The 25,976-nt window shown below is 61.0% G+C and carries 20 protein-coding genes; 10 read left to right on the top strand and 10 right to left on the bottom strand.

The features are described from left to right. The first annotated feature begins 45 nt into the window (after positions 1 to 45). Entirely contained in the window at positions 46 to 342 is a 297-nt protein-coding gene (gene groES, locus CYJ17_RS08485) for a co-chaperone GroES (RefSeq protein ID WP_016443059.1), read from the top strand. 608 nt (positions 343 to 950) lie between these two features. Further along, complete coding sequence (locus CYJ17_RS08480; RefSeq protein WP_143231862.1) at positions 951 to 1,655, top strand: hypothetical protein; 705 nt, start codon at positions 951 to 953, stop codon at positions 1,653 to 1,655. Between the two features lie 513 nt (positions 1,656 to 2,168). Here CYJ17_RS08480 and CYJ17_RS08475 read toward each other — a convergent pair. After that, positions 2,169 to 5,150 (bottom strand): LamG-like jellyroll fold domain-containing protein, encoded by a 2,982-nt coding sequence (locus tag CYJ17_RS08475; protein WP_159455008.1) that lies wholly within the window; start codon positions 5,148 to 5,150, stop codon positions 2,169 to 2,171. Positions 5,151 to 5,503: 353 nt separating this feature from the next. Between CYJ17_RS08475 and glmS the strand changes: the two genes are divergently transcribed. From glmS to guaB, 3 genes are all read left to right on the top strand, one after another. Then, positions 5,504 to 7,570 (top strand): glutamine--fructose-6-phosphate transaminase (isomerizing), encoded by a 2,067-nt coding sequence (gene glmS, locus CYJ17_RS08470; RefSeq protein WP_234984478.1) that lies wholly within the window; start codon positions 5,504 to 5,506, stop codon positions 7,568 to 7,570. 104 nt (positions 7,571 to 7,674) lie between these two features. Further along, positions 7,675 to 10,350: a 5'-nucleotidase C-terminal domain-containing protein gene (locus CYJ17_RS08465; protein ID WP_087070559.1), complete on the top strand. Its 2,676-nt coding sequence runs from the start codon at positions 7,675 to 7,677 to the stop codon at positions 10,348 to 10,350. Between the two features lie 274 nt (positions 10,351 to 10,624). Then, positions 10,625 to 12,133, top strand: coding sequence for an IMP dehydrogenase (gene guaB / locus CYJ17_RS08460; RefSeq protein WP_026428247.1), 1,509 nt, complete (start codon positions 10,625 to 10,627; stop codon positions 12,131 to 12,133). Between the two features lie 239 nt (positions 12,134 to 12,372). Here guaB and CYJ17_RS08455 read toward each other — a convergent pair whose 3' ends face one another. Beyond that, entirely contained in the window at positions 12,373 to 13,050 is a 678-nt protein-coding gene (locus CYJ17_RS08455; RefSeq protein ID WP_407654129.1) for an exonuclease domain-containing protein, read from the bottom strand. A 117-nt stretch (positions 13,051 to 13,167) separates the two neighbouring features. Here CYJ17_RS08455 and CYJ17_RS08450 point away from each other — a divergent pair, with 117 nt between their 5' ends. Continuing rightward, entirely contained in the window at positions 13,168 to 13,464 is a 297-nt protein-coding gene (locus tag CYJ17_RS08450; protein ID WP_087070560.1) for a hypothetical protein, read from the top strand. 470 nt (positions 13,465 to 13,934) lie between these two features. Here CYJ17_RS08450 and CYJ17_RS08445 read toward each other — a convergent pair whose 3' ends face one another. Both CYJ17_RS08445 and CYJ17_RS08440 read right to left on the bottom strand, forming a co-directional pair. Continuing rightward, positions 13,935 to 14,597, bottom strand: a complete 663-nt coding sequence (locus tag CYJ17_RS08445) for a hypothetical protein (protein WP_143231863.1) — start codon at positions 14,595 to 14,597, stop codon at positions 13,935 to 13,937. Between the two features lie 94 nt (positions 14,598 to 14,691). Further along, positions 14,692 to 15,441, bottom strand: a complete 750-nt coding sequence (locus CYJ17_RS08440) for an ABC transporter ATP-binding protein (RefSeq protein ID WP_159455009.1) — start codon at positions 15,439 to 15,441, stop codon at positions 14,692 to 14,694. Positions 15,442 to 15,624: 183 nt separating this feature from the next. Here CYJ17_RS08440 and CYJ17_RS08435 point away from each other — a divergent pair, with 183 nt between their 5' ends. From CYJ17_RS08435 to CYJ17_RS08420, 4 genes are all read left to right on the top strand, one after another. Continuing rightward, positions 15,625 to 16,458: a sensor histidine kinase gene (locus CYJ17_RS08435; RefSeq protein ID WP_234984479.1), complete on the top strand. Its 834-nt coding sequence runs from the start codon at positions 15,625 to 15,627 to the stop codon at positions 16,456 to 16,458. A 36-nt stretch (positions 16,459 to 16,494) separates the two neighbouring features. Further along, positions 16,495 to 17,151: a response regulator gene (locus CYJ17_RS08430; RefSeq protein WP_087070564.1), complete on the top strand. Its 657-nt coding sequence runs from the start codon at positions 16,495 to 16,497 to the stop codon at positions 17,149 to 17,151. 123 nt (positions 17,152 to 17,274) lie between these two features. Further along, positions 17,275 to 18,528: a lipid II:glycine glycyltransferase FemX gene (locus CYJ17_RS08425; RefSeq protein ID WP_087070565.1), complete on the top strand. Its 1,254-nt coding sequence runs from the start codon at positions 17,275 to 17,277 to the stop codon at positions 18,526 to 18,528. 147 nt (positions 18,529 to 18,675) lie between these two features. Beyond that, complete coding sequence (locus CYJ17_RS08420) at positions 18,676 to 19,791, top strand: GuaB3 family IMP dehydrogenase-related protein (RefSeq protein WP_087070566.1); 1,116 nt, start codon at positions 18,676 to 18,678, stop codon at positions 19,789 to 19,791. A 61-nt stretch (positions 19,792 to 19,852) separates the two neighbouring features. Here CYJ17_RS08420 and CYJ17_RS08415 read toward each other — a convergent pair whose 3' ends face one another. The 6 genes from CYJ17_RS08415 to CYJ17_RS08390 form a co-directional block, all read right to left on the bottom strand. Beyond that, on the bottom strand, positions 19,853 to 20,284 hold the full coding sequence (locus tag CYJ17_RS08415) for a GNAT family N-acetyltransferase (RefSeq protein ID WP_087070567.1): 432 nt from the start codon (positions 20,282 to 20,284) through the stop codon (positions 19,853 to 19,855). Next, the gene (locus CYJ17_RS08410) at positions 20,281 to 22,476 is read right to left on the bottom strand and encodes an NAD(+) synthase (RefSeq protein WP_087070568.1); all 2,196 of its coding nucleotides are present in this window, start codon (positions 22,474 to 22,476) and stop codon (positions 20,281 to 20,283) included. The genes CYJ17_RS08415 and CYJ17_RS08410 overlap by 4 nt, the downstream gene beginning before the upstream one ends. A 4-nt stretch (positions 22,477 to 22,480) precedes the next feature. Further along, positions 22,481 to 23,620, bottom strand: a complete 1,140-nt coding sequence (gene ald / locus CYJ17_RS08405; RefSeq protein WP_087070569.1) for an alanine dehydrogenase — start codon at positions 23,618 to 23,620, stop codon at positions 22,481 to 22,483. Positions 23,621 to 23,721: 101 nt separating this feature from the next. Beyond that, positions 23,722 to 24,627, bottom strand: coding sequence for a hypothetical protein (locus CYJ17_RS08400; protein ID WP_087070570.1), 906 nt, complete (start codon positions 24,625 to 24,627; stop codon positions 23,722 to 23,724). Continuing rightward, positions 24,620 to 25,501 (bottom strand): ATP-binding cassette domain-containing protein, encoded by an 882-nt coding sequence (locus CYJ17_RS08395; RefSeq protein ID WP_087070571.1) that lies wholly within the window; start codon positions 25,499 to 25,501, stop codon positions 24,620 to 24,622. Before CYJ17_RS08395 ends, CYJ17_RS08400 begins: the two co-directional genes overlap by 8 nt. Beyond that, on the bottom strand, positions 25,498 to 25,866 hold the full coding sequence (locus CYJ17_RS08390; protein WP_026428239.1) for a GntR family transcriptional regulator: 369 nt from the start codon (positions 25,864 to 25,866) through the stop codon (positions 25,498 to 25,500). Before CYJ17_RS08390 ends, CYJ17_RS08395 begins: the two co-directional genes overlap by 4 nt. Positions 25,867 to 25,976: the final 110 nt, after the last annotated feature.

Here is a 25,976-nt window from a genome sequence, read left to right as displayed (position 1 = left end):
TGAGCGCGTTTGTAGTGCACGAGTTGAGAAGTAAGGAGGAGCCGCATGTCGGTCTCCATTAAGCCGCTTGAGGATCGCGTTGTTATCCGTCAAGCTGAAGCAGAAACGACCACCGCTTCCGGTCTGATCGTTCCCGATACCGCTTCGGAAAAGCCCCAGGAGGGCACCGTTCTGGCGGTGGGCCCGGGCCGTATTGATGACAAGGGCAACCGCGTTCCCATGGATGTCAAAGTGGGGGATGTTGTGGTGTACTCCCGCTACGGTGGCACCGAAGTCAAGTACGGCGGGGATGAATTCATCATCCTCTCCGCGCGTGACGTGCTCGCCGTGGTGGAAAAGTAACATCACCTAGGCAGCGCTAGATAGCGCTAGGCAGCGCCGTTTTTGCGGTAGCTAGTAGCGCCGCGATTCGGCGGCAGCGTAGTACGTGGTGGGGCTGGCTCGTTTGGGCCGGCCCCACCACGTTTTTGCATAACCTTGCGTTCGGCGGCTCTGCCACAACCCGGTGCGCCACCTCTGGTTACAGGCATTTCCACAGATCGTGATCGCCATCGGGAACAGGTCTCATACCCAGGGGAAGACTGAAAACTGGGCGGTACCAATAACCTACTGTCTTGAAACGATGCTTTTCTACCGACGAACGTCAGTGTGAAATACCGACAAATGACGGTGTTGTGGTACTAGAAATAACTGGTTAACTGGAGGCGTATCTGAATGGAGATCTCCGCCCGCGTTTCCGGGCTGGGCAATTCGCCACCAAAGACGGTGGTGCAACGAAAGGAATACAGGGAATGAACGAGGGCGAATGTACGGATCGATTTCAGGAATTTGGGAAGCTATTTTCGACAAGCGCGCGTTCGTTGAAATCGGAGAAGAGGGTGCTAGTTTCCTTGAGGTGCTTCTCGGTTTAGAGGGTGTTGTAGCCGAATGCTTCGGCTAAAAGGACAACCATGGTTCGTGTTTCTCCGGATCCGGATTGGACGCCGGTGCCTTTCCGCCAGTCGTGGAGCGGTCACCTCATCGTTGGCACGCTGACCGCAATAGGTATTGTGATTGCGCTGGCGCTGAGCCGGTTGTTCCTCCCTCATCAGGTGAATTTTTTCGCACTGCTGCTCATCGTGGTGCTGAGCACCGTGGCTGTTGAATTCCTTTCGACCATCCCTCACCTGTGGCAACAGCAAAGGTATCATCATCCCCACCCGGGAGGATGGCTTCCTCCGCTGAGCCGGATTGCGTTCTTCGCAGGGGTCTATTTTCTTGTCACGCTGGCACTGACGTGGAACTCCCGGCAGGCACTCATCTGTGGTGGCCTGGCTACCGCGGTCGCGATCATTGAGGTGATCGGGATACGGCAGTGGAAATCCGGCTTGACCATAGCAGAGGAGAGAGAAGCCACCCTGAAAGCCAAGAAAGCGCTTCAAGAACTCATTATAGAAACCCGCATAGAGCGGCGGGAGATAGCTCGGCGCAGAGCGGCCGAGCGCCACAAGCGGCTCGGCTTACCGGAGGACACCAGTCCGATTATTACGGTCAAGCCGGGCGGCTTCGAATTCCGGCCGCATCGCGTGAACTTTATTGCGCCGCGCGCCGAGCCCGACGGCGCGGAGCAGCCTGATGCGCACTCAGATCCACATTCTCAAGAGGACCGAGGTTAGCTCGGCAGTTAATTGCGGCGTAGCTGGGCTCCCAGCTCTTCGGTGGCGCTTGTGCTTCACAGGTAGAATTGAGGACTGAATTGCTTGGGATTGAGGAAGTGAAAGAACAGTGCTTCAGCTAGTTGAATATGCGTTAGTCGGTTTGGAGCTCATCGTCGCCTTGCTCAGCGTTATTTTCGCGGTTATGAGCCTGATGGGGCACTCCGACATGATTTACTTGGCCATGTTATGTTTAGGGATCTATGCAGTCGCATCTGTGATCACTAAGGGAATCGAGCATTTGGGTAAGAATAAGTAATCTGGTACGGGGATATTTAGCAAGCACGCGGCGGCAAGGCAGAACGACAGAGGAAAACTGTCTGTCGCGCACACTTTGTTTCCCGGCTGAAATGAAGGAAGGGGAGGGCCCGGAAATTCCGGGGCCTCCCCTTTCGCTTGCCCGGGGCGGGATACTGGCCGGTGGGCCAGGATCCCGCGGGCGTTACTTGTTAGCGGGTTGCAAACAGTGCTGTGTTAGCGGCGGACGATGGGGGTATCAACACCATCCCCGTCCCAGTCACCAACCAGCATCTGGTCACCAGCCCGGCCATAATGCAAGGTGATATCAGCGTTCCCGCTCTTGAGCGAGTTCGCCACAAACACCTGGTTACCACGGCGGACCGCGAAGGTATCCTTACCATCGCCATCCCAATCACCAACGAAGATCTGGTCACCGGCCTTGCCGTAGGAGAAGGACGTTTCAGCCTTGCCGCCCGCGAGGGTGTTATTCACGAAGAACACATTCCCACGCTGGAGAGCGAAGCTGGACTTGCCATCCCCGTCGAAATCACCGGAGAGCAACACATCACCGTCGCGCCCGAAGCTGAATACCTGGTCGGCATCCCCCGAACGGATCGAGTTGAGGACGAATACCTGGTTGCCGCGGCGTACCGCGAAGGTATCCCTACCGTCGCCATCCCAGTCACCAACCACGATGGTGTCATCAGCGCGCCCGAAGGAAATCACTTCATCGGCCACTCCACCGGTGAGGCTGTTCTGAATGAAGATCTGGTTACCGCGGCGGACAGCCAAGGTTTGCTGACCATCACCATTCCAGTCCCCGGCCAGGACTTCGTCACCGGCTCGCCCGTAGGAAAAAGCGGGTTGGGTTGCTATGGAGTCCCAATCGTTGGATAGATAGAACGTATTGCCGGTGTTACCCGGCTTCGCCGGAACGTTAGTTGTGCTCGGGGTAGGCGCCGGTGTCGGATCTGGGGCCACCGTAGGAGTTGGCTGCACTGTCGGATCCGGTTTTTCAGTAGGCGCTGGCTTTACTGTTGGCGTCGGCTCGGCCGTAGGCGTCGGCTCGGTCGTTGGCGTCGGCTTCACCGGGGGAGTGGGCGTGGCCGTGGGAACGGGCTGTGGCGAAGGGGCCGGTTTCTCGGTGGGCGTCGTCGTTACTGAAGGAGTGGGTTTTGGATCTTGCTGCGCAATACCTGCCGATTGCTCAAGGCCGGCCAAGGTAAATTTCGCTTGCTTGATATACGCAAGATCGGTGCGCACATCGTACCCGCGCCCGGCCGTTCCCTTCCAGGAATGCGAGAAGTCCTTATCCCAGTGGCCATACGAGTGCATGATGAACGTGCCATCGGGCAGTGCGGTGATACCCGTATACCCGGTATCCCCGCCGTAACGATTATTCGACCAGTCCCGCTCCAGCAGGATGCGATACTGGCCCGGGCGCTGGTGCATCAAATCATCGAAGGTGCCGACCCAGGCCACCCAGTTCCCGGCCTTCCAATCACTGGCACCATCGTGGCGGCCATTGCCATTGAGGTCATAGCGGATTTCCCGCATGGGAACCACCACCCGGCCAGAGACGGGATCATAGGCCGGCTTATGCCGCTCGCCGGCAAGGGAACCGGGAAGCTCCACCGGCTTCGACCAGGTCTTGCCTTCATCCTTGGACACGATCATCGTGGGCAGATGTGCATGGGACTGGCTGCGCGCCAAACCAACAATCTGCTTGCCATCCGGAGAACGGAACATCCCGATCTCACACATTTGATGGGACTTTTCGATATCGCGGTGTTCGGCCAGGTAGGGAACCGGATCAGACCACTTCTCCACGCCGTCCTCGAAAGTGAGGTAGGTCTTGTAATTGACGAAATCGTAATCGTGATAGACACCCATCCATTTTTGGATTGGCTGGCCGGCGTCGTCGCGCAATTGCACCAGGGAAGCCATGGCAACAATCGCGGCATTATCCTTCCCATCATGCTGACGCACCGGGTGGAAATTGGTGTACTCGCTCCACGTCTCGCCATTGTCATCCGAATAGGAGGTATTCCACCCGTAACGGTGGCCGGCATTATCAACACCCCACCCCGGATTAGCGGTGATAAGCATGAGACGCTCCGCGCCATCCTCCCGGATGAGGGAATACAGGGTAGGAGTTTCCTGCGAACCCGTCCACGACTTCGGGGTATCGGTCTTTTCCGTCCACGTTTTCCCCTGATCATCCGAGATCATCATGACCAGCGGGCCCTTGCCGTGCCCGGCCGGGAACGCGGAAATCAGCCGCCCGGTTTTTGTTTGCACCAGATCGGGTTGCCCCAAATACTGGCGATTTCCACCCGGCTGGCGCATCACCGTGCTGATATTGGCATCATCGAGCTTGTATTCCGGGATCGTATTGCGTAGGGGGAGCTGGGGCTGGGCGGGTTCGTTTTTGCCGGGCTCGCCCTTGCCGGGGGTATCTTGACCGGGCTGACCGGGCTGACCGGGCTGGCCGGGAGTCGGCTTTCCCTGGTCCGGATTGCCTTGCGCGGAATCCTGCGGCCGTTCCTTATCGTAGAGAGCTTTCACCTCAGCAGCGCTCAGCGCGGAGTTGTAGACGGCCAGTTCGTCAATGGCACCGGTGAAACCAGTTCCACCAATAACATCCGCGGGGATGAGCACGCGATGGTTCTTCGTCCAGGAATTCTTATCAACAGCCTGGCCATTGACGTACATCGTCATCCCAGCGGTTTTCGATTGCGTCCACGCAAGGTGATACCAGGTACCACCGGAAAAATCGTATTTGAAGGTCAGCACATCGCCGCGGCCCTTACCTACATGGAATCCAGCCTGGCGGTTCGCAGCCAATTTTAGATCGAAAGAAAAATCCTTCTTGTTATCCATGAGCACCGAGGTGCGCTCCCGGGGTGCTGCATCCGAGCGCACCCAATAGCTCACCGACCACGGGTCATTTTCAGAAATCGATATCGGCTGGGAAAAGCTGAGGCCGTGGCCATTCTCCACCCGCAAGGCAGTGCCGGACACGCCATCCACCAGCGGCGCCTGTGCCTGATCTGGATTGCGCTGCCCCGCGGAATCCGCGAGATCCGTATCGAAGGTGTACTTATGAATGGGGGTAGCTGCCTGTGATGCGTGGGCGATGAGGGTACCGCCGCCCGGCAAGGTAAGGAGTAACGCACCGGCAACAGATATAAATTGGTATAAACGTTTCACCACTATTCGCTTTCGATGAATTTGACAGTTCTGAGCACGGAGCTTCCGCGACATTGCTTCCGCTGCAACCCAGGCCAGGGGTTGCCGTGCTCGTGTACAAGATCACCGGTTCTTGTTCTGAACATACTAGGAGCGTGGCCGGGCGGGAGTAAGTGCCTTTTGGTCCTAAAGTCTGACAACTTTTTGTGAGGTGAAATACACTCGGGTTGTGTGGTGGCGGGGAAGGCATGTAGCTGCGTCGTCGTTCGAAAAGACCCCGGGGGCCGTGAGCGAAATTTGTCTGACCTGCGCAAATGTGCGCGCTGTGCGGGTGTTGACTCTTTTCTCGGAGCCGCCGGCGCAGTACTTTAACTTCCATGTGCGGAATTGTTGGGTACGCGGGCCCGCGCTCGCGAGCAGAACAGAGAAGAACGAACGGCGCCGAAACGGCAGGCACCAGCGCCACAAACGAAGCCACCACGGGCGCCTCGACCGGCGCCACGCAACGCGGATTGCAGGTGGTGCTCGAAGGCCTAGCCCGCCTGGAATACCGCGGCTATGACTCGGCCGGGGTGGCGGTGGCCGGGCCGGAGGGCTTGCGTGCGGTCAAGCGCGCCGGGCGCCTCGATAACCTGCGCCAGGCCCTGCAGGACACCCCGCTGCCGCCCGCGCAGGTGGCTATCGGGCACACTCGCTGGGCGACTCACGGTTCGCCCTCGGATACCAATGCCCACCCCCACGTTTCTTTTGATGGCCGGGTTGCTATCGTCCACAACGGCATTATCGAAAACTACCGCGAACTCGCGGAGGGCCTCGCGGCCACGGGCATTACGCCCGTTTCCGATACCGATTCGGAAATCGCGGCGCATATCCTCGCCCAGCAGCTCGCCGCGGTTGATGCGAATGCTGCGGTTGAACAAGATGGCGCCACGGTTGATGCGAGCGTTGCGGAGTCCGGTTCCGACGACGCCGCGGCCGGTGCTGCGGCCAGCACCGCCACCACCACGGAGCCCGGCTTAGGCTCCGCCCTCTTCCGCGCCATGCTCGCTACCGCGAATATCATTGACGGCTCCTTCACGCTCGTCGCTATCGACCGCGATCACCCCGATACCGTGGTGGCGGCCCGGCGGAACTCCCCGCTGGTCATCGGCCTGGGCGAGGGGGAGAACTACCTGGGTAGCGACGTGGCCGCTTTCATCTCCGAAACCCAGCGCGCCCTGGAAGTCCCGCAGGATACCGTGGTGGAAATCAGCGCGGATACCGTGCGGCTCCTCGGCTTCGACGGTTCGCCGCGCGCGGGCAAGGAATTCACGGTGGATTGGGACGCCTCGGCCGCTGTCAAAGGCGGATACACCACCTTCATGGACAAAGAGATCCACGAGCAGCCGCGCGCCGTCGCCGATACCCTGCGCGGGCGCGTGGTCAATGATTCCCTCCAACTCGACGAAATGCGCATCAGCGAAGCGGTGCTGCGCACCATCGATAAAATCATCGTGATCGCCGCCGGAACCGCGTCCTACGCCGGGCAGGTGGCGCGCTACGCCATCGAGCATTGGTGCCGCATCCCGGTGGAGGTGGAACTCGCCTCCGAATTCCGTTACCGTGACCCGGTGGTGGGGGAGAAGACGCTCGTCGTCGCCATTTCGCAATCCGGGGAAACGATGGACACGATTATGGCGGTGCGCCACGCGCGCGAACAGGGCTCGAAAGTCCTCGCCATCGTCAATACCTACGGTTCGACCATCGCACGCGAATCCGACGCGGTGCTCTACACCCACGCCGGCCCCGAAATCGCGGTGGCTTCCACGAAGGCCTTCGTTGCCCAGATCACCGCGTCCTACCTGCTCGGGCTCTACCTGGCCCAAATCCGCGGCAATAAATTCCGCGACGAAATCACCGGCTACCTCGACGAACTCGAAAAAATGCCGGCGCGCATGGAAAAAATGCTCGCCCAAGAACCGCAAATCCGCGCCATGGCCCGCGAACTCAAGGGCGAAAACTCGGTGCTTTTCCTCGGCCGGCACGTCGGTTTCCCCATCGCCCTGGAAGGCGCCCTCAAACTCAAAGAAATCGCCTACGTGCACGCCGAAGGTTTCGCCGCCGGGGAACTCAAACACGGCCCCATCGCGCTCGTGACCGACAACCTGCCGATTTTCGTGATCGTCCCCACCCCGCGCCGCCCCGAGCTGCACGCGAAAACGCTGTCGAATCTGCAAGAGGTCCGTTCGCGCGGGGCACGCACCATTGTGGTTGCGGAGGAGGGCGACGACGCCGTGCGCGATTTCGCCACCTCGGTATTCTGGGCACCCCGCGGCACGCCCACCCTCATGATGCCGCTCGTCACCGTGATCCCCCTGCAGATTTTCGCCTCGGAGATGGCGGCGGTGCGCGGCTACGACGTTGATAAACCGCGCAACCTGGCCAAATCCGTGACGGTCGAATAATCGCGCCACCCCGCGCTCACTTTCCAGTCACGTTCAATTAGCCGGGTGTTTACCCGCGCTTCCTATGGTGACGGTGTCCTATTTCCCTCGGATGAAGGAACACCATGACCATATTTTCCCTGCGGCGCATGACCGCTTTCGGTGCGGTCGCGGTGCTGGGCGCGGGCGTGCTCACCACGCCGGCCCAGGCCGCGCCAGCCGACCACGTCACTATCGATATCGCGGCGATCTCCGATTTCCACGGCCATATCGAGAACGCGGCTGCCCTCGACTACCAGATCGATGAGCTGCGCAAGGCCAACCCGAATACCATTTTCGTGGGGAACGGCGATCTGGTGGGCGGCTCGGCCTACGTGTCCTCCATCGCGAACGACCAGCCCACCCTCGATATTCTCAACGCCATGCAGCTTGACCTCTCCGGGGCGGGCAATCACGAATTCGACCAGGGCGTCAAGGATTTCGAAAACCGCATCGTCCCGGCCTCTGAATTCCCGTGGACCCTGGCGAGCGTGGGCGGGATCGACACTGCAAAGATCACCCCCTACGCCTTGAAAACCGTGGGCGGGGTACGGGTGGCTTTCGTATCCGGCGTGACCGATGAGCTCAATACCCTGGTGTCTCCCACCGCGATCACCGGCCTGGATATTAAGGATCCCGTCAAGGCCGTGGATGCGCAGGCTGCCCTGCTCAAGGATGGGGACGAAAGCAACGGCGAGGCGGATATCGTCGTCGCCCTCATGCATGCCAATAATGCGGTAGCGGCAACGCTCGGAAGCGATGTGGACGCCGTCGTCGCAGGTCATACGCACCTCACCGTGGATAGCGTGACCACGCCTTCGGGCGCACCGGTTCTGGAAGTGGGCGAATACGGGCGCACGTACGGCCGTTACACTTTTGTGTACGACGCCGCAGCTAAGAAGCTCGTGAGCGCCACCGCCGCCAACGTTGCTATTGACTACAAGAATGCCCAGGCCCCCAAGTCCGCCGATATTGAGGCGATGTACCAGGCTGCCGAAACGAAAGCGAAGGAATTGGGCGCCCAGCAGATCGGAACCATTAAGGGAATCGCGAACCGCGGCACCAATAACGGCACCGATACCGGGGCGAATCGCGGGACCGAATCCTCGGCCGGCAATATGATCGCCGAAGCGTTCTACCAGTACTCCCAGGGCATGGAAAAGAAGGCCGATTTCGGGATTATTAACCCGGGCGGTATTCGCGCGGATCTGGACCCCAACGGCGACGGCATCGTCACCCTGGAAGAGTCCTACACAGTGCAGCCTTTCGGGAATTCCTACGCCACTGTGGACCTGACCGAAGCGCAGATCTACACCATGCTCGAACAGCAGTGGAATGACAAGGAAGGCGCCTCCCGGCCCATGCTGCGCCTCGGGCTTTCCTACAATATGCATTACGTTTTCGACGCCGCCGCGGATGCCACCCCGGGCCAGCGCGTCAAGGCCGTGTACATCAACGGTGAAAAACTGGATCGGGCGGGGGAGAAGGTCTATACCGTGGCCTCCAACCAGTTCATCCTGGCCGGTGGTGACGGTTTCACGGTGCTCGGCGAGGGTAGCAATTACGCCGATACCGGGCTGATCGATAACGATGTGTTCAACGCTTTCCTCAAGGCCAACCCCGGCTATCAGGTGCGTTATAACCAGACCTCGGTGGGTATCACCGGGGAAGAGGCTCTCAAGGCTGGGGAAAGCGCGGAGCTGAGCTTCTCCTCGCTGGCTCACACCTCCACCGAGCCCAAGGGTGAGAAAGTCACCGTGTACCTCAACGGGGTGGAAGTGGGCAGCGGCGCGCTGGATACCACCGTGACGCCCTCGCTGGATAACACCGGCCGTGCCACCGTGAAGGTCACGGTGCCTGCCGATGCCCCCGCGGATTCCGTGCTGCGGGTGGTGGCCGGGCCCACCGATCTGTCCTTCCAGGTGGCCGTTGCTCCCGCAGCGGTGACGCCGGATCCGGGTGCGGGCGAGGAGCCGGGTAAGCCTGGTAAGCCGGAACCTACGGAACCGGGCAAACCGGAACCCACGGAGCCCGGAACCCCGAACCCCACCCCGGAACAACCCGCGAAGCCGGGCGCTCCGACGGGTAACCGCTTCATCGCCACCAATAACTGGAACTCGGGTGCTGGCAGCATTGATGCCGCCTACGGGCGCGCTGGCGAAAGCTTCATTTACGGGGATTGGGATGGCGATGGCGTAGATAGCCTCGGCGTCGTGCGCGGTAACCAGTTCCTCCTGAGCAACGGCTTTGCCGGGAATGCCACCGAGGTCTTCGCTTTCGGGAAGGCCGGTGACCGGGTACTCGTCGGCGACTGGAACGGGGACGGTAAGGACACCGTGGCCGTGGTGCGCGGAAACACCATTTATGCGGTGGATTCCCTGCGCGGCGGCGCGGCGGACCACGTCTTCACCTTCGGACGCCACGGGGATACCTACCTGGCTGGTGATTTCAACGGCGATGGCCGTGACGAAGTAGCGGTCCAGCGCGGCAATACTTTCTTCGTCCAGGACTCCCTGGGCGGGGCTGCCGGTGCCGCCTTCTCCTTCGGCCGTGCCTCGGATATTGCCCTTGCCGGTGATACCGATGGGGACGGGAAGGACACCATCGTGGTGGTCCGCGGTAACGCCTACTACGTTGCCGGCTCCTTGAGCTCCGGGCCGGCCAGCGCGGTGTACTCCTTCGGGAAGCACACCGATACGCACCTCCTGGGTGACTGGAATGGCGACGGCGTCGATACTCCGGCCGTCCACCGGGTCCGCTAAGGATTCTGCGGAGGGTTCGCTAAGGAATTCCGGCGCAGCGCCGCTGAGCAATATTTGCCGGTAGTGCTGTGCATCGCTAGCCCGCATGCTGCCGTGCTCATGAGTGAGCCGTGCGGCGTGCGGGCTAGTTGCACACGGGTGACTTGCTAGTCACGGGCCTGTGAGCTGGGCTTATGTATATGTGCCTGCCGGTTGGGTATGCGCGCGCGAGCTGTGTCGATTTTCGCGTGCCGGCCACATTGGAGTTATCAGCTTGGCGCGATAACATGGGAAAATGGATTTCGTGAACGATTTTGCTCCTCTTGCTCTAACCTATGACGATGTGTTGCTTGTTCCGCAACCAACTGATGTTATTCCTTCCGAAGTCGATACCTCTTCCCACCTGACCCGCAATATTGTGCTGAAAACCCCCATGGCTTCCGCGGCTATGGATACGGTCACGGAGCGCGATATGGCTGTTGCGATGGCACGCCAGGGCGGTATTGGGATTATTCACCGCAATCTCTCCCCGGAAGATCAGGCCCAGCAGGTTCGCGAGGTCAAACGTTCCGAATCCGGCATGATCACCGACCCGGTGACCGTAGCCCCGAATGCCACGATCGCCCAGCTTGATGCCCTGTGCGGGCAGTATCGGGTCTCTGGCCTTCCCGTTGTGGATGAGCAGAAGCACCTGCTCGGCATTATTACCAACCGTGATTTGCGTTTCGTTCCGGAAGATGAGTACGCCACCACCCGGGTCGAGGATGTGATGACCCGCATGCCGCTGGTGACCGCACCCACGGGTGTGTCCCGCGCGGATGCCCGGGCGCTCCTCAAGAGCCACCGGATTGAAAAGCTTCCCCTTATTGATGAGGATGGGCGCCTCACCGGCCTTATCACCGTCAAAGATTTCGTCAAAACCCAGCAGTACCCCAATGCTTCCAAGGATTCCCAGGGCCGCCTTCTCGTGGGCGCGGGCGTTGGGTACTTGACCGACTCCTGGGAGCGGGCCGGGATGCTTGCCGATGCCGGCGTGGACGTGCTTGTGATTGATTCCGCGAACGGGGAAGCGAAGCTCGCCCTCGATATGATTCGTCGCCTGCGTGCCGATTCCGGTTTTGACGGCGTGGAGATTATCGGTGGCAATATCGCCACCCGCTCCGGCGCCCAGGCACTCATCGACGCCGGGGTGGACGCGGTCAAGGTCGGGGTGGGCCCCGGGTCCATCTGCACCACCCGCGTGGTGGCCGGCGTGGGCGTACCGCAGGTGACCGCGATTGTGGATGCGGCGCGCGCTTGCAAGCCGGCCGGTATCCCGCTGATTGCGGACGGCGGCCTGCACTGGTCCGGTGATATCGGCAAGGCCATCGTGGCCGGTGCTGATACCGTGATGCTCGGTTCGCTTCTTGCTGGCTGCGTGGAAACCCCCGGCGAAGTCATTTTCGTGAACGGCAAGCAGTACAAGCACTTCCGCGGCATGGGCTCCCTGGGTGCGATGAGCTCGCGTGGCAAGAAGTCCTACTCCAAGGACCGCTACTTCCAGGCCGACGTCACCTCCGATGCGAAGCTCATTCCGGAAGGCATCGAAGGCCAGATTCCCTTCCGCGGCCCGCTGGCCTCCGTGCTCTACGAACTGGTGGGCGGCCTGGGCCAGACCATGTTCTACTCGGGTGCCTCCACCATTGCCGAGCTCAAGGAAAAGGGCCGCATGGTCCGCATGACCGGCGCCGGCCTCAAGGAATCGCATCCCCACGACGTGGAAATGACCGTGGAAGCCCCGAATTACTCCGGGCTCAAGTCCTAAATATTCCTACTCATAATCTCCTTTAGCTCGCTGCCACGCGTGGCAGCGCTGGGGTGGTAACGAGGGCCGGGAACGTAAGAGCGCGTTCCCGGCCTTTCGCTATGTACCGCAAAGTACGACGCCGCAGCCCGGCTCCCGCGTGGCTGGGTTTATGCGCATACTGGATGATGCGTTGTCCGCTTGGGTTCGCCCAGCCGGACCAGCAACGTAACTAGCGAGTACTAGTTGCGCGGGACGGGCTAGCCTTCCTTGGGGCCATCCGAGCGGCCTACTTTGCGCAAAAACTCTTGGAATTCGCGTTCGGCCGCGATCTGAATATCCACGATTTCCCGCAGTTCCTTTTCCCGCAGCTGGGGGAATCTCTCCAACATGGCCCCGAGTACCCGCAGCGTGGCCACCACATCAGCTTCCGCATTGTGGAAAGAATCATCCTGGAAAACCCCGTAATGCATAACGAGGTTTTCCAAGCGCCGCTTCCCCTTGCGGTAGCGATCCACCCCGCGATCCAGCAGATAGGGATCAATAACCGGGAAAATCTCACCGCCCAAGCGCTGGTTGAGGGTGGGCAGCCCGTGGCGGGCCAGCTCACTTTCGAGCAGGGTGAAATCATAGGAGGCATTAAAAGCCACCACCGGCTGGCCGGCCGCTAGTTGCGCCCCCAAAATATCCGCGATCTCACCGAGGACTTCCGCGATGGGCTGGCCCTCCGCGCGGGCTTGCTCCGTGGTAATGCCATGCACCTGGCTGGCTGCTTCCGGAATATCCACCCCGGGATCCGCCAGCCAATACCGCCGCGAGGTTCCCTCACTATCCACCCGCACGAGCGAGCAGGTGACGAGGCGATCGCGCCGGGGATCCACCCCGGTTGTTTCTGTATCAAAGCCGATAAGCGGCAGCGTGGTCCACACGGTTCCCATCCTTTCCGCGGCCCGCGCCGCGCTTCTGTGCTGGTGCTTCGTAGTCTAATCCGCCCCTACGACACGAAAACGTACCGGTTCCTATCTGCGGCTACGTCCGCGGCGTAAGGGTATCCAATGTTTCAACGCGGCGACACCGATGAGCAGCAAGCTGGAGAAGAGCAGTACGAGAAGCCCGATTCCGGGTGGAAGCATATTCCCGGAATCGTCACCCCTGAGGATACTGATACCGGCAATTCCGGGAAGGTACTTTCCTACCTCGGGAAGAAGGGTTTGGACAAGCGGAGCGATAATCGCCACAATCGTGAGCAGAACGGCCACGCTGGAATATCGGGATCGGAAAATAAGGCAGATACTCACGCAGAATATGCACAGGGTGGCAAGATACACGAGTACCGCGCCTACCGAAGGTAGCGAGGCTAACAACAGCTCGCGATACTCTGTGGCACTTAGAGTTGAGGCATCTATACCGCGCGGTGCCAGAAATCTATACATCACCACGGCGCCAATGGCCTGACCCGATCCCCACAAACACACAGTCACGCCACTGCATATGGCTCGGGCGAGCAGGGTCAGTGGTGTGGCGGGGAGAACCAAGGTAGTGATATCGCGGTAACGCGGTTGATCATCGAAATTTAGCAACACGCACGGTAGGACAGCCGCAATGGGCTGCGCAAAAACAATGCTGACCGCGATGGCGGTAGATAAACCTGCACAACCAGCGGGAAGTTCGCCGGCGCGGGGGAGTAGTTGCAGTGCGGTCATCATGTTCCCGGCAACTACACACAGCCCGAGAACGACACCGATTCGTACCTGTGAAGCCACCTGAATGAGCGCACCGCGCAGGTGCCAGATCGCCCTATCGTGGGCACGCAAAGAGCTAATCATGCCGCGGCCTTACGGCGTTCGGACCAGAAAAATCCGAGTGCAATGACAATCATCCACGCGAGCAGAACGAAGATATTTGTGCTCCAATGAGCGGCTACATCCGCAGCAAGTTCTGGTGACATAGCCGAATTGGCGAGCATATCACCCTGCAAAATAAGGCCGTAAGCAGCCAGGTCCGGACTCCAACGGGCGAGGGGCGTTACCCGAGATAAAAGGAACGACAGTGGAACAACTGACTGATTGAGCAGGAGGAAGAGAAGAGGGATCGTCCCGGATTGGAATACTGAGGCGAGGAAGGAGGCTAACCAGCACAGTACATTCCAGTAGATGAGGAGGCCACATAAAGCTTGTACATTGAAGCTGCTCCACTGGAAGGCACCCACGCCAAAGCCGACAAGCAGGGCAAGGCTGAGGTAGATGACGACAAAGAAGAAACCTACCAGTAGATGAGCAGCCGCCCAGGCGAAACGACGTGGCACCGCTACCGCGATGAGAGTTCGGGTGGAAGCGTGGTGGGGCTCCAGGGGAACCAAGTTTTCGGAGATGGATCCCACCCCGGAAATAATGGGGGCAAGGGAGAGCATAAGGAGCGCCTGCGAGAATAGAGAATAATCGGCGTGCCAGAGTTTCCCGTCGCTGTACTGTACGAATAAGAACAATGCCGCAGGCAGGAAACATGCCAACAATGCGATTCGGACAGATCGTGAGGTCCACCAGAGTACCCATTGTGCGCGCACTAACCGCGAAAATGACCTAAGCATCTGTGTCTCCTTCGTGCTTCGCGGCTCCGGTAGCCTTTTCGGTTGTATTCGGGTGGGACGGCCATCGGCCGGATGCCAGGTTGCCGTGAGCCAACGTGGCTGCGCCGTCGTACACCACGCTGCCCTGTTCCAGGACCACCAGACGATCACAGGTATCGGCAAGGAAATCCAACAGATGACTGGAGAGCACAACCGTTTTTCCCTCACGCCGCCACATTGCAATCAGCTGCGCCAGTAACTCGATTCCTTGCGGGTCAAGACCATTGGAAGGTTCGTCTAGTAGCAGCACAGGAGGGTCGCCGAGAAGCGCGGCCGCTAAACCGAGACGCTGATTCATGCCCAGAGAGAGCTTTCCGGCTTTTCGAGTGGCCACGCGATCCAAACCAACCGTATGCAGTACCTCGTCAATGCGCTGGCTCGCGAAGTGATGGGTCGCTGCGATCCATGCCAGATGCTGGCGCACAGTACGCGAGCGAGTTGCCCCCGAACCACCCAGGAGGGTTCCCACGTAGCGAAGCGGGTAGTCCAGTTGTCGGTAGGGATGCCCAAAGATGAGAGCTTGTCCATGGGTGGGTGGTTCCAGGCCAACTAAGAGGCGTATGAGTGTGGATTTTCCGCAACCGTTATGGCCAGCTAAACCCACGATCTGGCCGGGAGGGAAACTCAGCGTTAGATTATGGAGCGCACTTTGACCACGATAAATTTTGGATAAATCCTTGGTTTCTATGGGAAGTGTTGTCATGCTTCTATGCTGGCGACTCATCATGCGGAGCACATCGGCCTCGTGTTCGATACTCGCGGCCCTAGCTCAGCCTGGGTTCCGAGGGAAAAATCAGCCCGCGGGCCGATGGAATGGGAGCGCTGCACGGGTAGCATATGCGCTATGTGCGCTACCACCTCTCCATCGCGTCCCGCGTCCATTCGCGTGACCGCCGGTCACACGGCGCAGAAGAAGGAAAACCGCTGGGGAGTGCTGGGCAGGGCGGTGCTACCGCTGCTTGTTCTGGGACTTATGGTTTTTGTGGCAGTTCCGGAAAAATACGAAATCTGGTGGCGCCTAGCGATATTTGCGCTCTGCGGGGCGCTGCTGGGGTGGTGGTATTGGCAGTGGCTTGTGCAAAGAAGACGCAATAGTGAGTTACAAGCACAGGCGGAAACTGAAAAAATCCTATCGGGAGATCGCTTAGCTCTCGCCGCGGAGTTGCACGATATAGTTTCCGACGGCTTGGGATTACAGCATTTGCGACTCACCCGGGCTCTCGAAGAAGTGACTGATCCGGTAGCATTGGCAGCGTTGAGTGATATTCGGGACTCTAATAAGCAAACTATCGCTCAGATGCGTACCGTTCTTGACCGATTGCAGGGCCGTGATATTAGTCCTCCCGGGATGCCGGATCTAGAACAAATTTTTGCGGCAGCGCAACGGCACGGTATGGAACTCAGGGGCACTGCCGAAGTGCTCGCAACTATCCAAAGGCTGAATCCGCAGCTGCGTAAGCTCTTCATCGCAACTTGCCGGGAAGGATTAGCGAATACCGCCCGCCATGCCGGACCCACCACCGTCACCTTCCAGATTGAAGAAAAAGGCAAGGGCGTGAGCCTCGAACTAGTAGATCAGGGGCCGGCACCGGATTGGCAGCCCATCATCGGCTCCGGGATTGGCTTGGATCACCTTCGGCAACGCGCCGCCGAATGCGGCTATGTCGTGGGCGCCGGGCCAGTGGGCGCCGGGTGGAAACTATGCATGTACCCCGAGTGAGAACGGTAATACCCGGTATGTATGAGGAGGTAGCACATGATGATTCGGATTGCGATTGCAGATGATCAGGGACTACTTCGGGAAAGCCTCGCGGTTCTCCTCGAGCAGCAGGAGGACTTTCGCGTGGTGGGCAGCGCCGGAGACGGCGTGGAAGCCTGCCGTATGGTGCGTGAGACGGATATTGACGTTCTGCTGCTGGATATTCGCATGCCTCTCATGGACGGACTGGACGTACTCAAGGAGCTGAAACGGAATGGCTTCCCTGGGCGCATTGTCATGCTGACCATGTATCAGGATGACCTGTATCTGCGAAAGGCCTTGAGCCTGGGCGCTGACGGGTACCTTCTCAAAGATAGCGAATCCGAGACGATTATCTCGACAATCCGCCAGGTATCGGTGGGAAACAGAGTGCTCGACCGCCAGGTCCTAGACCACGTAGTACAGTGTTACCTCCACGAAAGGGGCCGGTCGCCTGGTGAGGTACCTGAATTACAGAATTTGACCGCACGGGAACTAGAAGTCTTGACCCTCATCGGTAGCGGTTTAACTAACCTAGAAATTCGGGGGCAACTCTATATTTCGGAAGGTACTCTCAAAAGCCACATCAACGCAATACTGCGCAAGACGGGCGCTCGCGACCGCTCGGCGGCCATCGTCCTGGCCTTCCGAGCCGGATTGGTGACATTTAGCTAAGACGGATTATTCGCACCGAACTGAGGAAGCTTTCCGCCCCCATTTCCAGGGCTGTTTCAGCTTAAGTTACTCTAATAGGCAGGTGGCGAATCAGCTCTGAGCTGCCCGGCAGGAAGGAACACAATGCAGTTCGCGGTGTTATCCGAGAATGAGTACAACGACTACATGACCACGCAACGGTGTTTCATTTCCCAAACGGTGAGCTACGGGCGGGTGCGTGCGGCCGAAGGATACCGGGTGGAATACGTGGGCGTGCGTAACAATGCCGGAAATATTTGCGGGGCCGGCCTCGTTATGTATCAACCCTGGAAGAAGATCTTCACACGGGCTTCCCTCGCCTACGGGCCCACCTTGGATTGGAGCCGCAGCGAGGTTGTTTCCGCTTTCTTCAGCGGGCTCAACCGGCATTTCGCTTCCCAGCCGCGCTTGCTCACCGCCCGGATTAACCCGATTCTGGCACGGCGCTGGTACACGGATATTACGCCGCTCAAGGACAATCCGGTGGCCGGCGCGGTCTCCCAAGCTCTGGAACGCGATGGTTGGCGCCACCTTCCTTATGAATTCGGGGAGCGCTCCGATATTCAACTGCGCTGGATTTACACCAAGACGATCTCCGGGATGAACTTCGAAGAAGCCAAAGCAACTCTCGCCAAGGGGCTGCGTCGTCGTTTCAATAACGAAAACCGCTACGGGGTGCAGACCCGTTTCCTCGGGCCGGAAGATTTCGATGTATTCGCGCAGCTCTACGCGAGTACCCGCGACCGTACCGACGGCATGCCTGCTCTCTCGGCTTCCGCGGTGCGTTTCTACCGCGATCTCATGGCGGACATGGGTCCCGAACGCGCGCTGCTCGCGGTGGCCTATGTGTCTCCGCGCCGCTACCTCGATCAGATCGCGATTGAGCGCGCGGAAGTACACGAGCGGATCGAGGTGCTGCGCGGGCGTAAAGAAACGAAAGCGCGGGAGCGCGAACTTGAGCAGGCCGCCCAGCGCCTGGAAGTGCTCGACGGCCAGGAAGAAATGGCACGCGAAACCCTGACCGAGCGCGGCGACGCGGAGATTCCCTTCAACGCGGCGCTCGGATTCCGGGTCGGTTCCGAACTGATTTTGCTGCTCGGTGGGATGGATAAAACGCTATCCGCCTACGCGCGGGATTATCCGGTTGAGCGCGCCATGTTCAAATACGCCTGCGATGAGAGCCTGGATACCTACAATACGTTCGGCATTTCCGGGGACTTTTCCGAGGACGCGGCCGATGCCAATATTCTCGCTTTCAAGCGCTGGCTCAACGGGCAGGTGGAAGAATTTGTGGGCACCTATGAAAAGACGTTCGCGCCGCGTTTCCTCGCCCGCGCGCTGGGTGCGGAAACGCGGTAAGCGCGTGATGTGGTGGAGCGTGACGCGGTAGGACCTTGACACGGGAGCAGCGCAGAACGGTTGCGGCCCCGCGCTTCGCTGCCTTAGCCGCGCGGATGTGCGCCGCGGCCCGGTCGCGCGCCTTTCTTTGCCGGTAAAGTGGAGAACGTGAGCGAAATCGAGATTGGGCGCGGCAAACGCGCGCGGATAGCTTATACCTTTGACGACGTCGCCATCGTGCCCACCCGGCGCACCCGGGACGTTCGCGAAGTCTCCACTGCCTGGCAGCTGGATGCCTACCACCTCGATATTCCGGTGCTCAGCGCCCCCATGGATTCGGTGGCTTCCCCGGATATGATGATCCGCCTGGGGCGGGCCGGGGGATTGGGCGTGGCGGACCTTGAGGGCTTGTGGACTCGCTACGAGGATCCCACCCCGCTGTACGAAGAAATTGCCGCGCTGCCGCCCGAATCCGCTACCGCGCGCCTCCAGCAGATCTACGCCGAGCGCCCCATCGATACCGGCCTGGTGCGCTACCGGGTAGCGCAACTGCGGGCCGCCGGGATCACCGTGGCCGGGGCCTGTTCGCCGGGCCACGCCAAAGAAATTGTGCCGCCGGCCGCCGATGCCGGCCTGGACCTCCTGGTCATCCGCGGCACCACGGTGAGCGCCGAGCATGTGTCCACCACCCGCGAACCGCTCAACCTGCGCGGCCTTATTTACGATCTTGATATTCCGGTGCTGGTGGGCGGCGCGGTCACGTACCAGAGCGCGCTGCACCTCATGCGTACCGGCGCGGCCGGGGTGCTGGCCGGTTACGGGGGAGGGGCCGCTTCTGCGACGTTACGTACCGTGGGGATTGCTGCCCCGATGGCGACGACGATAGCCGATATCGCTGCCGCCCGCCGGGACTACCTCGATGAATCGGGCGGGCGCTACGTTCATGTGATCGCGGACGGCTCGGTGGGCAGCTCCGGGGATCTCATTAAAGCCCTGGCCTGCGGGGCGGACGGCGTGATGCTCGGAACCATTCTGGCGCGGGCCAGCGAAGCACCCGGGCGCGGCTGGCACTGGGGACCGGAAGCCCGCCACCCGCGCCTCCCGCGCGGGGAACGCGTTTATGTGGGCACCGCCGGCACGCTGGAAGAAATTCTGGTCGGGCCCACCTCGAGCGCCCGCGGGCATACCAATATCATGGGGGCGCTGCGCCACGCCATGGCCGCTAACGGCTACTCCGATTGCAAGGAATTCCAGCGCGCCCAGCTGGTGGTCACCCCGCGCTAGGCGCGCTTCTCGCAGCGATGGCGCTACTCACCACGCGGCCGCGCGCTCCTGTGCTCCGCCTTTACTGCGCGTGATACCGATACACGTTGGTATCACGCGCTTCGAAACCGCAGCGCCGGTAGAGCCGGTTGGCGGCTTCCCGGCTGGGCCGCGAAGTCAAATCCACCGATTTCACGCCGAGCTGGGCAGCGTGCGCCAGGGCAGCTTCCACGAGCTGCTGGCCGGCGCCGTGGCCGCGGGCGGCGTCGTCGACCACTACGTCCTCAATCCAGGCCCGCGTTCCGGTGGGAATCTGGAAAGTAACGAGGGTGAGCATCCCGAGGATCGGGGCACCTTCCTCCACCCGGTACACCAATTGGTACACCCCGGGCTGGGCGAGCAATTCCTCCGCAGCAGCGCGCGAAAGCGGCGCGCTGCTTGAGGAGAGCTGGGGGATGAGGCGCTGGCAGGCAGCCAGGAAATCCTCGGTCACATTTTCTTGCAGGGAAATCATGCGTCCTCCGTGGGAGTGCTGGGGATATTCTCCAGATCGGCCAGCCACACCCGGCTGGTGGCATCGGAAGGCATGCGCCAATCCCCGCGCGGGGAAAGCGAGCCACCCGAAAGAATCTTCGGGCCGTTGGGGAGAGTGGAACGTTTAAATTGCTGGGAGAAGAAACGGCGGTAGAACAGCTCCATCCACGTCTTGATCTCCGCCAGGCTATAGGCGTGGCGGGCATCCCCCTCAATACCTTCCGGCCAGAAGCCGCGGGAAGCATCCCCCCAGGCTTCCCGAGCCAGGAAAGCAATTTTCGAGGGCAGGAAGCCGTAGCGCAAAGCGAAATAAAGGGTGAAATCCTGGAGTTCGTAGGGGCCGATTTTCTCCTGGGTGGATTGCAGCGCCCCGCCGGCATCCGCGGGAACCAGCTCCGGGGAAATCTCCGTATTGAGAATATCGATAAGAGATTGCGCCGCCGCGCCGGCTAGGAAGTCCTGGCGAGCCATCCACCGCAGCACGTGCTGCATAAAGGTTTTCGGCATCCCGGCATTCACGTTGTAGTGACTCATATGGTCACCCACCCCGAAGGTGCACCACCCGAGGGCGAGCTCGGAAAGATCCCCGGTGCCCAGCACGATACCGCCGTGGAAACCGGCCAACCGGAACAGATAATCCGTGCGCAGCCCGGCCTGCACATTCTCAAAAGTGAGGTCATAGACCGGCTCGCCAGCCGCGAAGGGATGGCCCATATCGGCCAGCATCTGCCGGGCCGCCGGGCGAATATCAATCTCCTCCAGCGGCACCCCCAGGGCTTCGCATAGCGCATAGGCGTTGTTCTTGGTGTGCTGGGAGGTGGCGAAACCGGGCAGGGTATAGGCGAGGATATCCGTGCGCGGGCGCTCCAGAAGATCCATGGCCCGGCAGGCCACCAGCAGCGCGTGCGTGGAATCCAGCCCGCCAGACACCCCGATAATCACCTTGGCGGAGCCGGTGGCCCGCAACCGAGTAATGAGCGCGTACACCTGGATGGAGAAAGCTTCGAAGCAATCGCGATCCGGATTGCGTTCGCTGCCGCCCATGAAGGGGAAACGCACCACTTCGCGGTGCAGGCGCTGCTCCGCGGCGTCAAGCGCGCTCATATCCGGGATGCCGGCGGTGAAGTTAATAGTGCGGAAGGAATCCGTGCCCGGGTTGGAATACTCATCGCGCTCGGTGCCCTGGGTGAGCGCATTGTCATTAAAAGAGCCGTTGCGCTGGCGTTCTTGGCGGATACGATCCAGGTCGATATCACCCAGGGTGGCGCTGTGGCCGGCCGAAAAACGCTGCCCGGCCGCGATTTTCTCCCCGCATTCGTAGATGACGGTTTGGCCATCCCAGGCCAGATCCGTGGAGGATTCCCATTCGCCATTCGCCGCGTAGATATAGGCGGCCGCGCAGCGCGCCGAAGCCCCGCGGATCAGCAGATCGCGGTCATCTTCACGCCCTACCGTGACCGGGGAGCCGGATAGATTGACGAGCACCTGCGCCCCGGCCAGGGCCGCGCGCGCCGAGGGCGGGATCGGCACCCACATGTCCTCACAGATCTCCACGTGGAAATCAAAACCGGGAATATCACTGGCGGAGAAAATCAGATCCGGCCCGAAGGGAACAGTATTCCGCCCCAGGGTATAGGCCCAGGCTTCCTCAGTGTGGGCGAATTCGGCCCGCTGCTCTTCGCTAAGCCCGGTGCTCCAGGCTGCATCCGTACGCACCCCGGGCAGTTCAATATCCGCATTGCGCAGTCCCGCCCCGGAAGCGAAATGGCGCTTTTCGTAAAACTCCCGGTAGTTGGGGATATAGGACTTGGGAACCACGCCCAGCACATTCCCGTGGTGGAGCACAACCGCGCAATTATAGAGGCGGTTGCGCCAGTGCAGCGGCGCCCCCACAATGAGGGCCGCGTCGAATTCCGCGCTGGCCGCCCGCACGGTTTCCAGGGCTTCCAGGGTGGCACGCAGCAGTGCATCCTGGAGGAACAGATCCTCCGCGGAATACCCGGTGAGGCTCAGCTCCGGGAACACGGCCAGCACCGCACCTCGCGCGCTCACCGCCCGGGCGGCCGCAATAATGGCCTGGGCGTTGCGCTGCGGATCGGCCACCACCACTTCCGGGGAGCAGGCGGCCACGCGCACGTAACCGTGACTGTAAATCGAGGAGAAATCGCTCATGGGTCTAGTCTGCCATTGCCTTCGACACGCAGGAATCGTCAAACTCAGATTCGGGCAGTCCCAGCGCCCCGCTCAGCGAATCAAAAACCCCGCGGTGGGTGATTTTCCCGCCGCTAATATTCACGCCGCTAGCGAAACCCGGATCCGCGCTGGCGGCCGCGCGCCACCCCTGGGCGGCCAGGCGCACCACATAGGGGAGTGTCGCCGTCGTCAAAGCTTCCGTGGAGGTGCGCGGAACCGCACCGGGCATATTAGCCACGCAATAGAAAATCTTGCCGTCCACGGTGAACGTGGGCTCATCGTGGGTGGTGGGATGGGAATCCTCGAAGCATCCGCCCTGGTCAATAGCAATATCAACGAGCACGCTGCCCGGGCGCATACCCTCCACCATCGCGGAGGTCACCAGCTTGGGGGTGGAGGAACCCGGCACCAGCACCGTGCCGATCACCAAATCGGCATCCGTCACCTGCTCCTCGATGGTCTGCGCGGTGGAGGCGAGGGTGGTGAGCATCCCGGCGTGGCGCATTTCCAGCTGGGCGAGCCGCTCGATATTAATATCCAGAATCGTCACGTTCGCGCCCATACCGGCGGCCATCACCGCGGCGGATTCCCCGGCGATACCCGCGCCGATCACGGTCACCTTGCCTTTGCGGGTTCCGGCCACTCCGCCGATGAGAATCCCGGCCCCGCCCTGCGCGTCGAGGAGGTAATGCGAACCCACAATGGGGGCGAGTTTCCCGGCCACCCGGCTCATAGGCGCGAGCAGCGGCAGCGCTTTCCGTTCCCGCACGGTTTCGTAGGCGATGGCGGTGGTGCCGGCATCCAGGAGCGCGCGGGCCAGTTTCGGCTGGGAAGCCAGGTGCAAATAGGTGAAAAGCACCAGGTCCTCGCGTAAATACCCGTATTCTTCGGCTTCGGGTTCCTTGACTTTGAGAACCGCGTCGGCGCCCCACACCTCGGCCGCGTCCGGGCAGATACGGGCCCCGGCGGCGGCGTAGGCGGCGTCGGCGCATCCGGAGGCTGCCCCGGCCCCGGCCTGCACCAGGACGGTATGCCCGGCCGCGGCCAGTTCGCGCGCACCGGCCGGGGTGAGCGCGACCCGGTATTCGTTATTCTTCAATTCTGTGGGAACGCCAATAATCATGTGCTTAGTCTACGGCGCGCGTGCGCGCTGCTCCTAGGTAGTACGACGACGGCGCTGCGGGCCGCGCCACCGCGCGCCCCGCAGCACGGTCCCGCTCCCAGTTAGAGCCGCAGTAGATGCAAGCGGCCGGTGGAACGCCGCGCCAGCGCCCAGGCGATCACCGCGCAGGTGCCGAAGATGAGGGAGAAGGCGAGGAGCCCGATGAAGCCCTGATTGGCGGTAAGGAAATCCGTGAAGCCGGTCGAGTCACTCACCCGCCCCACCCAATGCGCGAAATCGGTGCCGGTGCGGGCGGCCCAGGCGTAGAAGCTTTCCCAATGGGGAATCCAGAGCCGGTAGATGAATCCGGCCAGCCCGGTGATACCAACAAGGTAGCCCACCAGGGAGAGCCCGGCGAAGAAAGCGATAACCACCGCGACAGCCAGTACCACCGTGCTCAGCGACCAGCGCAGCAAGAAGGTGGTCACCAGCACCGCCCCGAAGAACACGGCCATACAGCAGAGCCAGGTAGGTAGGAACATGAACCACACACTGCCCGATCGCATAGCGGTACCTTCAGGGGAAAACGCGGCATCCAGAGCCCAGGAACCATCCGGGCGGCGCACAATGGTGAGCACCACGAGGATAATCACGGCGGTAACCGCCAGGTATTCGGCGCTCATCCGCGCGGCGCTGCGCGTCAGGTTGCTAAAGAATTGCCGCCGCGTGCTCCCCGCTTGCAGATGCGCCCGCATGGAGAGGGTGCATATCACCCCACCGAAGATCAGGCTCCCGCTGAGCACAAACCATGCCAGCGCAACCCAGTTGAGAACGGGGTTGTCGATGCCTCCGATGGGTAGATGCGTCTCGGTATTGGTGAAGGGGAGCCACAGTGTTGCCACGACCAGGAAACATCCCGCAATCAACCAGAAGCTGCGATAAAAATAGGAGAAAGGTCCGCGCCGCCCAATCGCGCGGCGCGCCGCCAGGTAGATAAGAGCGTTCGCGCGGCGATACAGCTTAATCATGATCGACTCCAATCTGGGTGCGGGTGGATGCTTCCGCGGTGGCTTCCTGGGTGCCTTCCCCGGCAGCCGCCGCGGGGGCCAGCAGGCTTCCGGCCCGGGGCGCCTGCGCGCCCAGCGGCTGTGCCAGGCGGGCGCGCTGGGCGGGGGAGAGCGTCGTCGTAACTAAAACATCGGTGAGGGAAGCGAGGCTATCCGTGGAGTGGCGCGCGCGAACCTCATCGGCGTCCCCGGCCTCGAGCAGTTTCCCGCGGTGCAGGAACACCACGGTATCCACCAGGTTCTCCACCTCCTCGAGCAGGTGGGAGGAGAGGATGATGGTGCGGGGGTGCTCGGCGAAATCACTGAGCAAAACCCGGTAGAACAGTTCGCGCATCACCGCGTCCATCCCCAGGTGGACCTCATCGAAAATGGTGATGGGGCAGCGGGATGCCAGGCCCAGAATCGCGGAAAATGTGGAGCGCTGGCCTACGGATAGCCCGTCAATCACGCGGGTGGGATCCAGCTCGAAAAGCTCGAATAGCTCCCGGGCGAAATCCTCATCCCAGGTGGGGCGGGCCATGCGCCACAGATCCATCGTCATGGCGAGCGGGGAACCGGAAATCACCTCCACGCGGGCCGGAATATAGGCCACCCCCGGCATGACCTCCGGGTTTTCATCCACCGGATGCCCGTCAATAAAAATGCTTCCCGCGGCGCGCCCACGGGTGCGCCGAATCGGGAGGAGCCCGGCGATGAGCATCCCGAGCGTGGATTTGCCCGAGCCGTTGCGGCCGAAAAGGCCGGTGATGGTGTCGTGGCCGATCTCCACGCTGAGATCATCGAGGGCGCGAGCCCCGCGCCGGTAGCTGAAACTCAGGTTCTCGATGCTAATCATTGGTTCTCCTCCCAATAGGTCGAGACGAGTGCGGATATTTCCGCGGGGCTGAGCCCTAGTGCCCGGCCCGCGGCGAGCGCCGGGGCGAGGGTGTCACTCAGGTAGGTGGCGCGCCCGCGCTCGCGCAGGGCTGCCTGGGCGCCCGCGGTCACGAACATGCCGATCCCGCGGCGCTTTTCCAGGATTCCTTCCTCCACGAGGAGGGAAAAAGCCTTGTTCGCGGTGGCGGGATTAATGCGGTAGGTGGCGGCGTATTCGGTGGTAGACATGACCTTTTCTCCGGGCCCGAGTTCGCCGGAGAGAATACGACGACGCAGATCTTCGGCCAGCTGCACATAGATTGGCACCGCTGAACTGAACTCCATCACGCCCTCCCTCCTTGGTTAGTTACATAACTAATGAACCACAGAACCGACTCTGCTGCAAGTGCTATGAGGTATGACTCACATCTCGCACGCCTCGGGGGAATTGATCT

The organism is Actinotignum timonense, from assembly GCF_002860685.3.
Classification (GTDB): Bacteria; Actinomycetota; Actinomycetes; order Actinomycetales; family Actinomycetaceae; genus Actinotignum; species Actinotignum timonense.
The sequence above is the reverse complement of the archived record's forward strand: the minus strand, read 5'-3'. Positions and strand labels throughout refer to the sequence as shown.

Bases quoted from the DNA above. Each gene is read 5' to 3' on its own strand.
- CYJ17_RS08465 (WP_087070559.1), top strand. From the start codon at position 7,675: ATGACCATATTTTCCCTGCGGCGCATGACCGCTTTCGGTGCGGTCGCG.
- CYJ17_RS08455 (WP_407654129.1), bottom strand. From the start codon at position 13,050: ATGGGAACCGTGTGGACCACGCTGCCGCTTATCGGCTTTGATACAGAA.
- ald (WP_087070569.1), bottom strand. From the start codon at position 23,620: ATGATTATTGGCGTTCCCACAGAATTGAAGAATAACGAATACCGGGTC.
- CYJ17_RS08440 (WP_159455009.1), bottom strand. From the start codon at position 15,441: ATGACAACACTTCCCATAGAAACCAAGGATTTATCCAAAATTTATCGT.
- CYJ17_RS08410 (WP_087070568.1), bottom strand. From the start codon at position 22,476: ATGAGCGATTTCTCCTCGATTTACAGTCACGGTTACGTGCGCGTGGCC.
- glmS (WP_234984478.1), top strand. From the start codon at position 5,504: ATGTGCGGAATTGTTGGGTACGCGGGCCCGCGCTCGCGAGCAGAACAG.
- CYJ17_RS08480 (WP_143231862.1), top strand. From the start codon at position 951: ATGGTTCGTGTTTCTCCGGATCCGGATTGGACGCCGGTGCCTTTCCGC.
- CYJ17_RS08400 (WP_087070570.1), bottom strand. From the start codon at position 24,627: ATGATTAAGCTGTATCGCCGCGCGAACGCTCTTATCTACCTGGCGGCG.
- CYJ17_RS08425 (WP_087070565.1), top strand. From the start codon at position 17,275: ATGCAGTTCGCGGTGTTATCCGAGAATGAGTACAACGACTACATGACC.
- CYJ17_RS08450 (WP_087070560.1), top strand. From the start codon at position 13,168: ATGTTTCAACGCGGCGACACCGATGAGCAGCAAGCTGGAGAAGAGCAG.
- CYJ17_RS08395 (WP_087070571.1), bottom strand. From the start codon at position 25,501: ATGATTAGCATCGAGAACCTGAGTTTCAGCTACCGGCGCGGGGCTCGC.
- CYJ17_RS08430 (WP_087070564.1), top strand. From the start codon at position 16,495: ATGATGATTCGGATTGCGATTGCAGATGATCAGGGACTACTTCGGGAA.
- guaB (WP_026428247.1), top strand. From the start codon at position 10,625: ATGGATTTCGTGAACGATTTTGCTCCTCTTGCTCTAACCTATGACGAT.
- CYJ17_RS08390 (WP_026428239.1), bottom strand. From the start codon at position 25,866: ATGGAGTTCAGTTCAGCGGTGCCAATCTATGTGCAGCTGGCCGAAGAT.
- CYJ17_RS08415 (WP_087070567.1), bottom strand. From the start codon at position 20,284: ATGATTTCCCTGCAAGAAAATGTGACCGAGGATTTCCTGGCTGCCTGC.
- groES (WP_016443059.1), top strand. From the start codon at position 46: ATGTCGGTCTCCATTAAGCCGCTTGAGGATCGCGTTGTTATCCGTCAA.